This window comes from Streptomyces sp. NPDC030838, from assembly GCF_055572035.1.
This window is the reverse complement of the sequence record NZ_JBVIED010000005.1, coordinates 23,373-36,397: the sequence shown is the minus strand read 5'-3', so window position 1 is coordinate 36,397 and position 13,025 is coordinate 23,373. Positions and strand designations below refer to the sequence as shown.

Below are 13,025 nucleotides of genomic sequence, written 5' to 3'. Positions count from 1 at the left end.
CCGCGGGGCCCTTGAGGTGTCTGCCGGACGGCCGGGATCAGCCGGCCGCGACCTCGTCCCGCTGCTCCTGGACCTTGCCGGCCCCGAGCTTCTGCCGGACCACGGCGATGGTGAGGACCACCGCCGCCACCAGCAGCGACAGCAGCACGGTCTTGCGCCCGTCGTGCTCGGTGTCGGTGAGCATGTAGCCGAGGACGAAGACGATCAGCGCGGCGGTCGCCCAGGTCAGATACGGGTACAGCCACATCTTCACGACCAGCTTCTCCGGCGCCTCGGCCTGGATGATCTTCCGCATGCGCAGCTGCGAGAAGCAGATCACCAGCCAGACGAACAGCGCGACGGCACCGCTGGAGTTGACCAGGAAGAGGAAGACCGAGTCCGGGAACTTGTAGTTGAAGAACACGGCCACGAACCCGAAGACGACGGAGACCAGGATGGCGGTCCGCGGCACACCGCGCTCGGTGGTCTTCGCGAACGCCTTCGGCGCGTCCCCGCGCTGGCCGAGCGAGAAGGCCATCCGGGAGGCGGTGTAGAGGCCGGAGTTGAGACAGGACAGCACCGAGGTCAGCACGATGAAGTTCATGATCTGACCGGCGTGCGCGATGCCGAGCGAGTCGAGAGCGGCGACGTAGGAGCCCTTGTCCTGGATGGACTTGGAGTCCCACGGCAGCAGGGAGACGACGACCAGGATCGAGCCCAGGTAGAAGACCGCGATACGCCAGATGATGCTGTTGGTCGACTTGGTGACGGCCCGCTGCGGGTCCTCGGACTCACCGGCGGCCAGGGTCGCGATCTCGCTTCCCATGAAGGAGAAGACGACCAGCAGCACACCGGTCAGGATCGCCCCCGGCCCATTGGGCAGGAAGCCGCCGTGCTCGGTGAGGTTGGAGAGCCCGGCCTGCTCGCTGTCGACGCCGGGCAGCAGCCCGAAGACCGCGAGGCCGCCGATGACGATGAAGGCGCCGATGGCGACGACCTTGATGCCGGCGAACCAGAACTCGAACTCGCCGTAGGAGCCCACGGAGACCAGGTTGGTGCCGGTCAGCACCACCATCACGATGAGCGCCCAGGCCCACTGCGGTACGGAGGGCACCCAGCCCTCCAGGATCACGGCACCGGCGGTCGCCTCGACCGCGAGCACCACGACCCAGAAGAACCAGTAGAGCCAGCCGATGGAGAAGCCGGCCCAGCGGCCGAGCGCGCGGTCGGCGTGCGCGGAGAAGGAGCCGGAGGTCGGGTTGGCGGCCGACATCTCGCCGAGCATGCGCATCACCAGCACCACGAGCGTGCCGACGAGCGCGTACGAGAGAAGGATGCCGGGACCGGCGGTGGCGATACCGGAAGAGGACCCCACGAAGAGTCCGGCGCCGATGACACCACCGATGGCGATCATCGACAGATGGCGGTTCTTGAGCCCTGCCTGAAGGCCGCTTCCGGAACCGGGATCGCCGGTTCCTCCAGGGCCTCCGTGGCCGCTTCCGGCCTTCGTCAGGGTCGGCTGCGAAGTCATGGGACGGATTCCTTTGCGCCGGGAGAGCTGTTTCCCGTACGAGCGGTGTACGAGTCGGTCCAGTGAAACGGAGGCGAACGAATTACTGAACCTTTGAATCCGGATCGTTACTTGAGGTTTTCCTGAGGTTCGGTGGTGTTACTCACATTTTTCAGCGCCGACACCCGGGCCCGCCGCCCGGCGGCCCGCATGTCACACTCATCCCATGCGCGTGTATCTCGGCTCGGACCATGCCGGCTTCGAACTCAAGAACCACCTCGTCGAATGGCTCAAGGCGGCGGGTCACGACCCCGTCGACTGCGGCCCCCACATCTACGACGCCCAGGACGACTACCCGCCGTTCTGCCTCCGCGCCGCGGAGAAGACGGCCGCGGACCCCGACGCCCTCGGCATCGTGATCGGCGGCTCCGGCAACGGCGAGCAGATCGCCGCGAACAAGGTCAAGGGCGTCCGCGCGGCCCTCGCCTGGAGCGAGGAGACGGCGGCGCTCGGCCGCCAGCACAACAACGCCAACGTCGTCGCGGTCGGCGCGCGCATGCACACCCAGGAGGAGGCGACCAAGTTCGTCGAGGTCTTCCTGGGCACGCCGTTCTCCGGTGACGAGCGTCACATCCGCCGTATCGACATGCTGTCGGGGTACGAGACGACGGGCGAGCTGCCGCCGATCCCGGCGCACCACCCGCAGCAGGACTGACGCACGCCCTCCCGGCGGGGGCTGGAAGGGCGCGCCCCCGGGGGGGGCTGGAAGGACACGGAACCGTGCCAGAGGGGCACACGATTCACCGGCTGGCGCACGACTACGCCACCCGCTTCTCCGGCACGGCACCCCGGGTCACCAGCCCCCAGGGCAAGTTCTCCGACGCGGCGGACCTGCTCGACGGGGCCGTCCTCACCGCCACCGAGGCCCACGGCAAGCACCTGTTCCTGCGCTTCCGTGACGCCGACTGGGTCCACATCCACCTGGGCCTGTTCGGCAAGGTGGCCTTCGGCGACGCCCCGGCACCCCCGCCCACGGAGACGGTCCGCCTCCGCCTGGCCAACGCCACCTCGTACGTCGACCTGCGCGGCCCGACGACCTGCGCCCTGATCACGGACGCCGAGAAGCGAGCGATACACGACCGCCTCGGCCCGGACCCGCTGCGCGACGACGCCGACCCGGACGCGGCCTACCGCCGCGTCTCCCGCAGCCGTACGACGATCGCCGCCCTGCTGATGGACCAGAAGATCATCGCCGGCGTCGGCAACGTCTACCGCGCGGAGGTCCTCTTCCGGCACGGCATCGACCCGTACCGCGCGGGCAGGGACATCACCCCGGCCGAGTGGCGGGCCATCTGGGCCGACCTCGTGGACCTGATGCGCGAGGGCGTCCGCAACAACCGCATCGACACGGTCCGCCCCGAACACACCCCGGAGGCCATGGGCCGCCCGCCGCGCGTGGACGACCACGGCGGCGAGGTGTACGTCTACCGCAGGGCCACGCTCCCCTGCCACATCTGTGGCGGCGAGATCCGCACCGCCGATCTCGCCGCCCGCAACCTCTTCTGGTGCCCCACCTGCCAGCAGGCCTAGAAGCCGTGCGGCAGCCAGGGCGCCGGCCCGGTCGTGCCGAACGCCACCGACGCCTCCGTCAGCGCACCCGCCCGCAGTTCCCGCACCCGACCGGCCGCCGCCAGGGCCGCGAGGCTCACGCCGCCGAGGTACGCCGACCCCAACTCCCGTACGGAGAGGGCGAGATCCGGCGTGTCGGTCGTACGCTCGCAGGACGCGCCCTTCGCGTCCCCGCTGAGCCGCCAACGCCCCGTGTTCCACGGGCAGAAGGCGTCCTCGACGTCCAGCACGACATCCACCGGGGCGGCATACGTGCGTGCCTCCAGCGCGGCCCCCACCTCCACCGGCCGCAGATACAGCGAGTCCCGCAGCCGAGGCAGGCACCGCCGGATGTCCGACACCAGGTACTGCCAGGTGTCGTCGACCGGCCGCCCCCGTACGGCCAGCGTCGAGGTCAGATCGATCCCGAACAGGAACCGCCACAGCGCCGCATCCACCGCGGGGTCCGGCGCCGCCAGGTCCTCCAGGATCACCGTGCCGTCGTGCCCGCTCAGGCCCCAGCCGAGCTTCACCCGGAACCGGGCGTATCCGACGATCCGGCCGTCCCGTTCGGCGACCACGCACTGGAGCGGTGAGGCTCCCTCACGCTCGCTCTCGGGGTCGAGGAGACCCACCCGCTCCCACTTCGGCTGCCGTGCCAGCATGCCGGGGCGCCCGGGCACCAGCCGGGCGTAGACCGCCTCGCACGCGTCCAGCACATCCGCGGGCGCCGCGTACTGCAGTCGTACGTCGTCGGTCCCGGGCGGCACCGACAGCCGCACCCGGACGGTGTCGATCTCGGCGCTCAGCGAGAACGTCGCCGCGCCGTACCCGAACCGGCCGTAGATGTCCGGCTCGGAGGCGGTCAGCACCGCCAGCGGCTCGCCCCAGGAGCGGACGTCGTCCAGCTGCCGCCGCATCATCGCGGTCAGCACCCCTCGCCGCCGGTGGGTGCCGGCGACGCCGACCATGGTGACGCCCGCCGCGGGCACCGCCGCCCCGCCGGGCACGGTCAGCCGGAACGTGAACGCCCCGGCCGTCCCCACGACCGCGTCCCCGTCCCAGACGGCCAGGGAACGGTCGAACTCGGTGAGGTCCCGCCACAGTTCCCGCTCCTCGGGCGCCTCCGGCACGCCGCCGAAGGCACGCAGCAGGGTGTCGTACCACACGTCCCAGTCGTCCGGCCGCAGGACGCGCAGTCCGTCCGACCAGTCACTCACCATCGCCATGGTCCATGCCTACCAGGGCATTGAGGGGCGAGCCAGGGAATTACCGGCAGGCGGCGGCACGGCGGCTTTCCGTGAAGTTCACTGTGAAGTCGAGCCTCGGACGGGGGACAAGTGGGACCTCCCGTGCCAAGCGACAGGTCCGATGGATAGGGTCCCGAACTAATGGCAGCAGGACGAGAGCGGCGCGCGGCGGCCGAGACGTTCCCGGCCCGGTGGAAGATGCAGTGGCACCGGGTCCGCGTCGGCCTGCGCAGAAGCGCCGTCGACTACTTCCGCGGCGACGGCTCCGACTGGGTCGCCCTCGCCGGACTGCTGCTCACCGTCCCGCTGATCGCCGTCACCACGCTCGCCAACCCGGTGTGGTGCTCCCCGGCCGCGCTGGTCCTGCCGATCGTCGCGGGCGGCCTGCTGCTGCGCCCGGCGAGCCTGCTGGGCCTGTACGCCGCCGCGGCGACCGCGCTGATCGTGGAGTCGATCCAGCTCGGCCCGTACACCGAGGGCCCCTCCCGGGTCACCCCGGGCGTGGTCCTCGTCGTCGCCGCCTGCGGGTTCTTCGGGCTGCTCATCGCCCAGTTCCGCAGCCGGGTCGGCGTGCCCTGGCGGCGCGGCGGCACCATGCTGTTCGACCTGCGCGAACGCATCCGCACCCAGAGCCGGCTGCCCAAACTGCCGGCGGGCTGGCACCGCGAGATGGCGCTGCGCCCGGCCGGCGGCCAGTCCTTCTCCGGCGACTTCGTGGTGGCGGCCCGTACGAACGGCGGCCGCACCCTGGAGGTCGTCCTCACCGACGTCTCCGGCAAGGGCATGGACGCCGCCTCCCGGGCGCTGCTCCTCGCCGGTGCCTTCAGCGGCCTGCTCGGCTCCCTGCCGCCGCACGCCTTCCTCCCGGCCGCGAACGGCTATCTGCTCCGCCAGGACTGGGACGAGGGCTTCGCGACCTCCATCCACCTGGTCCTGGACCTCGACTCGGGGGACTACGAGCTGTACTCGGCGGGCCATCCGCCGGGGCTCCAGCTCAGCGCGGGCAGCGGCCGCTGGGAGGAGAAGGCGGCCGAGGGCCCGCTGCTCGGGGTGTACGAGGGCGCCCAGTTCGACCCGGTGAAGGGCTCGCTGCGGCCCGGGGACGTGCTGATGCTGTTCACCGACGGTCTGGTGGAGACCTCCGACCGCGACATCGTCGAGGGCATCGACCGCCTCACCGGCGAGGCCGACCGCTATGTCGCCGGCGGCTTCCATGGCGCCGCCTGGCACCTCATCGAGGCCGTCGCCAAGGACGTCAACGACGACCGGGCCCTGCTGCTGATCTGCCGCGAGGGCCCCACGGCCGCGGCACAGGCCCAGGCCCAGGCCCAGGCGCAGGCGTCGCAGGCGCGGCCGGTCGCCCGCTGAGACACTGGCGGGGTGACCGAGACCCCGCGCACCCTGCCCCTCGCCGAGGTGGAGGCCCTGGCCCGGGCCGCCCACCAGGGCCAGACAGACAAGGCCGGCCGGCCCTACGCCGAACACCTCCAGGCCGTCGCGGAGGGCGTCCGCGCCCGCGGCGGCGACACCGAGCAGATCGCCGCCGCCTGGCTGCACGACGCCGTGGAGGACGACGTGCTGCCGGAGCGGTGGCTGCACCAGGCCCCGCTGAGCCGCCGTACGAAGGACATCGTGCTGGCTGTCACCAAGCGGGCGGGGGAGCCCCCGGAGGCGTACGCCGCCCGCATCCTCGCCACCCCCGGCGCGCTGCTGGTGAAGGAGGCCGATCTGGCCCACAACGCGGACCCGGCCCGCCTCGCCGCCCTCGACGAGCCGACCCGCACACGACTGACCGAGAAGTACGCGCGGATGCGCGCACTTCTCGGTCTGGAGGGGTGAGACGGCGAACCGGCCTCAGACGCGGGCGGTTTCCCGCTTGCTGTCGCTGTTGTCGGCGTTTGCGGTCTTCTCGCCCGAGTCGTTCTTCTGGCGGTCCCGGGCGACTTGGGCGGCGTCCTGCTTGAACGCCCAGTCCATCTTCGGCTCCATCGCGAACCGGAACACGCGCTGCACCGGCTTGGTGCACAGCAGCGTCACACCGATCGCGGCGAGCACCGTCACGAAGATCTCACCGAGCGGCCGGTGCAGCCAGGCGTGGTCGAACCAGCCCTGGTACATACCGGCCTTGACCACGAATCCGTGCAGCAGATAGCCGTACAGCGTGCCCGCGCCCAGCGCGGTGAACCACATGTTCCGGCGCGGCACCCAGGCGAAGAAGCAGGCGGTCAGCAGCAGCGAGCAGCCGAACATCGCCAGCACCATCACCGGTCCGACCCACCACGGCACACCCAGCTGCTGGGCGGCGTCCCGGTGGTAGAACCAGGCGGTGTTCATCCGCGGCACGGCCCACCAGCCCACGGCCAGCGCGGCGGCGAAGACCGGCACCGACAGGATCCGCACCGAGCGGCGGCGCACCATGTGGAAGTGCTCGGGCTTCATGCACAGGCCGAGCACGAAGTACGGCAGGAACTGCAACACGCGCTGCAGGTCCAGGTCGTCACCGATCTCCGGGCTGGCCGACGCGGCCATGGCGACACCGAGCGCGACCGGCAGCGGCCAGCGGACCATCTTCCAGATCGGCGTGGTGAGCCGCCACAGGAACAGCGCGCACAGGAACCAGGTGAGATACCAGGGGTCGAGGAGGCTGATCTCCTGGCCCGGGTCGTCGTCGATGACGCGCTTGAAGAGCGGATAGGCGGTCTCGAAGACGATGTACGGCACGGCGACACCGGTGATCAGCCGCTTGAGCCGGCTGGGGCGCATGTCGAAACTGCGCGAGAAGAAGCCGGAGATGATGATGAAAGCCGGCATGTGGAAGGTGTACACGACCGTGTACGCGCCCTCCAGGACGCGGCTGTCACCCTTCAGCGGCTCCCAGGCGTGACCGATGGCCACCAGCACGATCGCCAGGTATTTGGCGTTGTCGAAGAACGCGTCGCGCTGCTTGCCGGACTGCGGGCTCTGAGGTGACCGCGGGCTCGGCACTCCCGAGGCCGGCGACTGTGCCGGGGGAAGCGGCGCCCTGCGGCGGGAGGAGGCGGCGTGAAACATCTGAGGCACCCTAGCGGCGTATGAGGGGTCCCGTAAAACCCTCGACGTCATTCCTGGTTCAGTGCTCGGCTACCCCCGCTTTATGCAGGTGAAATGTCCAGTTGGGGGGTAATTCGATTTGTCTGTGCGCATGTTGTGTGGACATGGAAACCAACCTGTCGAATTCCTGTCGCGAACATGTCGTCGAATTATCGTGCGGCCCGCTCCGGCGCGGCCGTTGGCGACGGAGCCGGGTGCTCGCGCGGCACTGCCGTGACCGACGTTGCGTCATGGGCCGCATAGGGCGGGCTGGTTGGTGGCACGATGGTTCTGGCGGGGGTGTGTGCGGTGCCGGCATCCCCCGGCCGGGAGAGCGGACCGACCGAGGGTGTGATCTGTTGTGGCCATTTCACTGTCAGTGGTGCTGCTGTTGGCGATCATCCTGGTCGTGATGATCCGCGGGGGTTCGATCAAGGCCGGACCCGCCATCGTGGCGATCCTCTTCGGCTTCTTCCTCGCCTCGACCGGCATGGCCCCGTCGATCAATCGTTTCCTCGACTCGATAGCGGAAACGATCAACTCGATCAGCTTCTGAGCCCCGCTCTTCCGGGCCGCTCCCGAACGCGTCAGGGCCGGCCGGAGAAATGATCTCCGGCCGGCCCTGAACCGCACCGAGCGGGCGACGGGAATCGAACCCGCGTAGCCAGTTTGGAAGACTGGGGCTCTACCATTGAGCTACGCCCGCACACAACGCGCCGCTGGTCGAGCGACCGCGGCACTGGAGGCATCGTAGCGGGTCGGTCCCCCTCGCCGCACACCCCTTCCGGTGTCGCGCGGGCGCCCCTCCGCGGGCGCACGTAATCCGGCGGCCGGGCTGTCCCTGGGCATGTACCCTACGTGTCGCACACCAGACGGGGTGTGGCGCAGCTTGGTAGCGCGTCCGCTTTGGGAGCGGAAGGCCGTGGGTTCAAATCCCGCCACCCCGACCAGTCACTGATCACCTTGAGTGATCGTTCCCGCCTTCGCGGATGATCGCCTTTTGGGCCGTGTACCCGCTGCCGTTACTATGCAAGCTGCACGCCCGTGTGTCCGGCCTACGCGGCCTACGAACTCCTCCGGGCGGCGAAATCCGCCGGACCAGTCTGGCTCCGGCAGAACCCGAGAAGTCAGCCACAAGGAGACCGAACCGTGAAGAGCGCCGTGGAGAACCTGAACCCGACCCGGGTTCGGCTCACTGTCGAGGTGCCCTTCGAGGAGCTCAAGGACAGCCTCGACGCGGCGTACAAGAAGATCAACCAGCAGGTCACGGTGAAGGGCTTCCGCAAGGGCAAGATTCCCGCCCGGGTCATCGACCAGCGGTTCGGCCGTGGCGCCGTGCTGGAGGAGGCCGTCAACGACGCGCTTCCGAAGTTCTACACGGAGGCGGTCAACGAGGCCGAGCTCAACGTCCTCGGCCAGCCCGAGGTCGACATCACGGAGCTGAAGGACGGCGAGACGCTGAACTTCACCGCCGAGGTCGACATCCGCCCCGCGATCGAGATCCCGGACTACTCCGGCATCGAGGTCGAGGTCGACGCCGTCGAGGTCACCGACGAGGACGTCGAGAAGTCGGTCGAGCAGCTCCGCGAGCGCTTCGCCTCCACCACCCCGGTCGAGCGCGCCGCCGAGGACGGCGACGTGGTCACCGTCGACCTGGAGGCCAAGGTCGAGGGCAAGGTCCTCGAGGACGGCGTCGCCAACGGCGTCTCCTACACCATCGGCTCCGGCGAGCTGCTGGACGGCATCGACGACGCCGTGAAGGGCCTGGAGGCTGGTGGCGAGGCCACCTTCACCTCCGAGCTCAAGGGCGGCTCCGCGGCCGGCAAGGAGGCCGAGGTCACCGTCAAGGTCACCCAGGTCGCCAAGCGTGAGCTGCCCGAGCTGGACGACGAGTTCGCACAGCTCGCCTCCGAGTTCGACACCCTCGAGGAGCTGAAGGCCGACAGCCGCAAGCGCCTGGAGAACATGAAGCAGTTCGACCAGGCCACCCAGGCGCAGGAGCGCGTCCTGGAGAAGCTGCTCGAGCTGGTCGAGGTCCCGGTCCCCGAGAAGCTGCTCGAGGACGAGATCAACACCCGCAAGCACAACCTCGAGCACCACCAGCTCGGCCAGATGGGTCTCACCCTCGACAAGTACCTGGAGCTCCAGGGCAAGACCGCCGAGGAGTTCGAGACCGAGACCCGCGAGGCCGCGATCAAGGGCATCAAGACCCAGTTCGTGCTCGACGAGCTCGTCAAGCAGGAGAAGCTCAACGTCAACCAGGAGGAGCTCACCGAGCACCTCATGCGGCGTGCCGCCTCCTCCGGCATGTCCCCCGACCAGTTCGCCCAGGCCGTCGTCGAGCAGGGCCAGGTCCCGCTGCTCGTCGGCGAGGTCGCCCGCGGCAAGGCCCTGGCCCTCGTGGTCGAGGCCGCCACGGTGAAGGACACCAACGGCGAGATCATCGACCTGGACGACGAGGACGAGGCCGAGGCCGCCACCGAGACGGTCGAGGCCGCCGAGGACACCGAGGCTCCGGCCGAGGAGAAGTCCGAGGGCTGAGCCGTTCGGCACCTCCCGTGACGTAGAACGGGCCCTGGGTACGTGGTGACCCAGGGCCCGTTTCGTTGCGCAACTCAAGCCCCGCTACGCCCCCGGCGAACACCCCCCTTACCGGGATTCCCCCGGAGGGCTGCGGCGTTAGGGTCCATGAATACGTAGTACACGTGAGACGGCCCGGCGCCGTCGTAAGACGAGCAGGTGGATACGTGACGAATCTGATGCCCTCCGCCGCCGGCGAGCCTTCCATCGGTGGTGGCCTCGGCGACCAGGTCTACAACCGGCTGCTCAACGAGCGGATCATCTTCCTCGGCCAGCCGGTGGACGACGACATCGCCAACAAGATCACCGCGCAGCTGCTGCTCCTTGCCTCCGACCCGGACAAGGACATCTACCTCTACATCAACAGCCCCGGCGGTTCGATCACGGCCGGCATGGCGATCTACGACACCATGCAGTACATCAAGAACGACGTGGTGACGATCGCGATGGGCCTCGCGGCCTCCATGGGGCAGTTCCTGCTCAGCGCGGGCACCCCCGGCAAGCGGTTCGCCCTGCCGAACGCCGAGATCCTGATCCACCAGCCCTCCGCCGGTCTGGCCGGTTCGGCCTCGGACATCAAGATCCACGCCGAGCGGCTGCTGCACACCAAGAAGCGCATGGCCGAGCTCACGGCCCTGCACACCGGCCAGTCGGTCGAGCAGATCACCCGCGACTCGGACCGCGACCGCTGGTTCGACGCCACGGAGGCCAAGGAGTACGGCCTCATCGACGACGTGATCGCCACGGCCGCCGGCATGCCGGGCGGCGGCGGCACCGGGGCGGGCTCCTGAGGGCCGTACGGCCCTCACCGGCCCCCGTACACCCTGTGCGACCCGTGAACGCCCCCAGCCACCGCCCCAGCCCCTCTCAGGAGACACCGTGAACGACTTCCCCGGCAGCGGCATCTACGACCGTACGCGCGCCGAGTACACCGGCCCCACGGCCGAGTCCCGCTATGTCATCCCGCGCTTCGTCGAGCGCACCTCCCAGGGAATCCGCGAGTACGACCCGTACGCGAAGCTCTTCGAGGAGCGTGTGATCTTCCTAGGCGTCCAGATCGACGACGCCTCCGCCAACGACGTCATGGCGCAGCTGCTGTGCCTGGAGTCGATGGACCCCGACCGGGACATCTCGGTCTACATCAACAGCCCCGGCGGCTCCTTCACCGCGCTGACGGCGATCTACGACACGATGCAGTTCGTGAAGCCGGACATCCAGACGGTCTGCATGGGCCAGGCGGCCTCCGCCGCCGCCGTGCTGCTGGCCGCCGGCACGCCCGGCAAGCGCATGGCGCTGCCGAACGCGCGCGTGCTGATCCACCAGCCGTACAGCGAGACGGGCCGCGGCCAGGTCTCCGACCTGGAGATCGCCGCGAACGAGATCCTGCGGATGCGCTCGCAGCTGGAGGAGATGCTGGCCAAGCACTCCACCCAGTCGATCGAGAAGATCCGCGAGGACATCGAGCGCGACAAGATCCTCACGGCCGAGGACGCGCTGCAGTACGGGCTGATCGACCAGATCATCTCCACCCGCAAGATGAACAACGCCGCGGTCCGCTGACGCGGACACCGTAGGATGTGCCGCCCCTTGGCACAGTGCACGTCAAAGTGAACCGCGCCAAGGGGGGCCCGAACGGGGGGCTCGGCAAGGTACCGTCGGACATAAGGCAGCACCAGGAGCCGCTGGACTCATTGCGTCCAGGCGTCTCCCAGGCGAAGGGGAAGCACACCGTGGCACGCATCGGTGACGGCGGCGATCTGCTCAAGTGCTCGTTCTGCGGCAAGAGCCAGAAGCAGGTCAAGAAGCTCATCGCAGGCCCCGGTGTGTACATCTGCGACGAGTGCATCGACCTCTGCAACGAGATCATCGAGGAAGAACTCGCGGAGACCAGCGAGGTCCGCTGGGAGGAACTCCCCAAGCCGCGCGAGATCTACGAGTTCCTCGAGGGCTACGTCGTCGGCCAGGAGGCCGCGAAGAAGGCCCTCTCCGTGGCGGTCTACAACCACTACAAGCGCGTCCAGGCCGGCGAGAACGGCGGCGGGAGCGGCCGTGACGACGCCATCGAGCTGGCGAAGTCCAACATCCTCCTGCTGGGCCCCACGGGCTCCGGCAAGACGCTCCTCGCGCAGACCCTGGCCCGCATGCTGAACGTCCCGTTCGCCATCGCGGACGCCACGGCGCTGACGGAGGCGGGCTATGTCGGCGAGGACGTGGAGAACATCCTCCTGAAGCTGATCCAGGCGGCGGACTACGACGTCAAGAAGGCCGAAACCGGGATCATCTACATCGACGAGATCGACAAGGTAGCCCGTAAGAGCGAAAACCCGTCGATCACGCGGGATGTGAGCGGCGAGGGCGTCCAGCAGGCCCTGCTGAAGATCCTGGAAGGCACGACCGCGTCGGTCCCGCCGCAGGGCGGCCGCAAGCACCCGCACCAGGAGTTCATCCAGATCGACACGACGAACGTCCTGTTCATCGTGGGCGGTGCCTTCGCCGGCCTGGAGAAGATCATCGAGTCCCGGGCGGGCGCGAAGGGCATCGGCTTCGGCGCGACGATCCGCTCCAAGCGGGAGCTGGAGGCCAAGGACCAGTTCGAGGACGTCATGCCGGAGGACCTGGTCAAGTTCGGCATGATCCCGGAGTTCATCGGCCGCCTCCCGGTCATCACGAGCGTCCACAACCTGGACCGCGAGGCGCTGCTCAAGATCCTGGTCGAGCCCCGCAACGCCCTGGTGAAGCAGTACCAGCGCCTCTTCGAACTCGACGGCGTGGAACTCGACTTCGAACGCGAGGCCCTGGAAGCCATCGCCGACCAGGCCATCCTCCGCCAGACGGGCGCGCGGGGTCTGCGCGCCATCATGGAGGAGGTCCTGATGTCGGTGATGTACGAGGTGCCTTCGCGCAAGGACGTGGCAAGGGTCGTCATCACGGCCGACGTCGTCCACTCCAACGTGAACCCGACGCTGATCCCGCGCGACGCTCGCGGCCGCGGCACGGGTGAGCAGAAGACGGCGTAGCGCCTCCGAGCA

At 69.1% G+C, this 13,025-nt stretch carries 12 protein-coding genes and 2 tRNA genes; 10 read left to right on the top strand and 4 right to left on the bottom strand.

Features of this window, described 5'->3' with window-relative positions; all coding sequences use genetic code 11:
* Positions 1-37: 37 nt before the first annotated feature.
* Positions 38-1,510, bottom strand: coding sequence for an amino acid permease (locus ACZ42A_RS15610; protein ID WP_468527727.1), 1,473 nt, complete (start codon positions 1,508-1,510; stop codon positions 38-40).
* A gap of 205 nt (positions 1,511-1,715) precedes the next feature.
* Here ACZ42A_RS15610 and ACZ42A_RS15605 point away from each other — a divergent pair, with 205 nt between their 5' ends.
* Both ACZ42A_RS15605 and ACZ42A_RS15600 read left to right on the top strand, forming a co-directional pair.
* Positions 1,716-2,204, top strand: a complete 489-nt coding sequence (locus ACZ42A_RS15605) for a ribose-5-phosphate isomerase (RefSeq protein ID WP_468527726.1) — start codon at positions 1,716-1,718, stop codon at positions 2,202-2,204.
* Positions 2,205-2,269: 65 nt separating this feature from the next.
* A complete protein-coding gene (locus tag ACZ42A_RS15600; RefSeq protein WP_468527725.1) occupies positions 2,270-3,079 on the top strand; it encodes an Fpg/Nei family DNA glycosylase in 810 nt (269 codons plus the stop codon).
* On the opposite strand, the gene ACZ42A_RS15595 is transcribed toward ACZ42A_RS15600, so the two are convergent.
* Positions 3,076-4,326 (bottom strand): GNAT family N-acetyltransferase, encoded by a 1,251-nt coding sequence (locus ACZ42A_RS15595; protein ID WP_468527724.1) that lies wholly within the window; start codon positions 4,324-4,326, stop codon positions 3,076-3,078. The genes ACZ42A_RS15600 and ACZ42A_RS15595 overlap by 4 nt on opposite strands.
* A gap of 162 nt (positions 4,327-4,488) precedes the next feature.
* Here ACZ42A_RS15595 and ACZ42A_RS15590 point away from each other — a divergent pair, with 162 nt between their 5' ends.
* The gene (locus ACZ42A_RS15590) at positions 4,489-5,715 is read left to right on the top strand and encodes a PP2C family protein-serine/threonine phosphatase (RefSeq protein ID WP_468527723.1); all 1,227 of its coding nucleotides are present in this window, start codon (positions 4,489-4,491) and stop codon (positions 5,713-5,715) included.
* Positions 5,716-5,727: 12 nt separating this feature from the next.
* Entirely contained in the window at positions 5,728-6,186 is a 459-nt protein-coding gene (locus tag ACZ42A_RS15585) for an HD domain-containing protein (RefSeq protein WP_468527722.1), read from the top strand.
* Between the two features lie 15 nt (positions 6,187-6,201).
* Here the strand turns inward: ACZ42A_RS15585 and ACZ42A_RS15580 are convergent, their stop codons facing one another.
* Positions 6,202-7,398, bottom strand: coding sequence for an acyltransferase family protein (locus ACZ42A_RS15580; protein ID WP_468527721.1), 1,197 nt, complete (start codon positions 7,396-7,398; stop codon positions 6,202-6,204).
* A 379-nt stretch (positions 7,399-7,777) separates the two neighbouring features.
* On the opposite strand from ACZ42A_RS15580, the gene ACZ42A_RS15575 reads away from it, so the two are divergent.
* Positions 7,778-7,972: a hypothetical protein gene (locus ACZ42A_RS15575; RefSeq protein WP_468527720.1), complete on the top strand. Its 195-nt coding sequence runs from the start codon at positions 7,778-7,780 to the stop codon at positions 7,970-7,972.
* A 79-nt stretch (positions 7,973-8,051) separates the two neighbouring features.
* Here the strand turns inward: ACZ42A_RS15575 and ACZ42A_RS15570 are convergent.
* Positions 8,052-8,122 (bottom strand) — tRNA-Gly (locus ACZ42A_RS15570).
* A gap of 167 nt (positions 8,123-8,289) precedes the next feature.
* Here ACZ42A_RS15570 and ACZ42A_RS15565 point away from each other — a divergent pair.
* From ACZ42A_RS15565 to clpX, 5 genes are all read left to right on the top strand, one after another.
* Positions 8,290-8,366 (top strand) — tRNA-Pro (locus ACZ42A_RS15565).
* 199 nt (positions 8,367-8,565) lie between these two features.
* Positions 8,566-9,957 (top strand): trigger factor, encoded by a 1,392-nt coding sequence (tig, locus tag ACZ42A_RS15560; RefSeq protein ID WP_468527719.1) that lies wholly within the window; start codon positions 8,566-8,568, stop codon positions 9,955-9,957.
* A 218-nt stretch (positions 9,958-10,175) separates the two neighbouring features.
* Positions 10,176-10,787: an ATP-dependent Clp protease proteolytic subunit gene (locus ACZ42A_RS15555; protein ID WP_468528088.1), complete on the top strand. Its 612-nt coding sequence runs from the start codon at positions 10,176-10,178 to the stop codon at positions 10,785-10,787.
* 88 nt (positions 10,788-10,875) lie between these two features.
* The gene (locus tag ACZ42A_RS15550) at positions 10,876-11,556 is read left to right on the top strand and encodes an ATP-dependent Clp protease proteolytic subunit (protein ID WP_468527718.1); all 681 of its coding nucleotides are present in this window, start codon (positions 10,876-10,878) and stop codon (positions 11,554-11,556) included.
* Between the two features lie 170 nt (positions 11,557-11,726).
* A complete protein-coding gene (clpX, locus tag ACZ42A_RS15545; RefSeq protein WP_468527717.1) occupies positions 11,727-13,013 on the top strand; it encodes an ATP-dependent Clp protease ATP-binding subunit ClpX in 1,287 nt (428 codons plus the stop codon).
* Positions 13,014-13,025: the final 12 nt, after the last annotated feature.

Bases quoted from the DNA above. Each gene is read 5' to 3' on its own strand.
- ACZ42A_RS15610 (WP_468527727.1), bottom strand. From the start codon at position 1,510: ATGACTTCGCAGCCGACCCTGACGAAGGCCGGAAGCGGCCACGGAGGC.
- ACZ42A_RS15605 (WP_468527726.1), top strand. From the start codon at position 1,716: ATGCGCGTGTATCTCGGCTCGGACCATGCCGGCTTCGAACTCAAGAAC.
- ACZ42A_RS15595 (WP_468527724.1), bottom strand. From the start codon at position 4,326: ATGGCGATGGTGAGTGACTGGTCGGACGGACTGCGCGTCCTGCGGCCG.
- ACZ42A_RS15590 (WP_468527723.1), top strand. From the start codon at position 4,489: ATGGCAGCAGGACGAGAGCGGCGCGCGGCGGCCGAGACGTTCCCGGCC.
- ACZ42A_RS15580 (WP_468527721.1), bottom strand. From the start codon at position 7,398: ATGTTTCACGCCGCCTCCTCCCGCCGCAGGGCGCCGCTTCCCCCGGCA.
- ACZ42A_RS15555 (WP_468528088.1), top strand. From the start codon at position 10,176: ATGCCCTCCGCCGCCGGCGAGCCTTCCATCGGTGGTGGCCTCGGCGAC.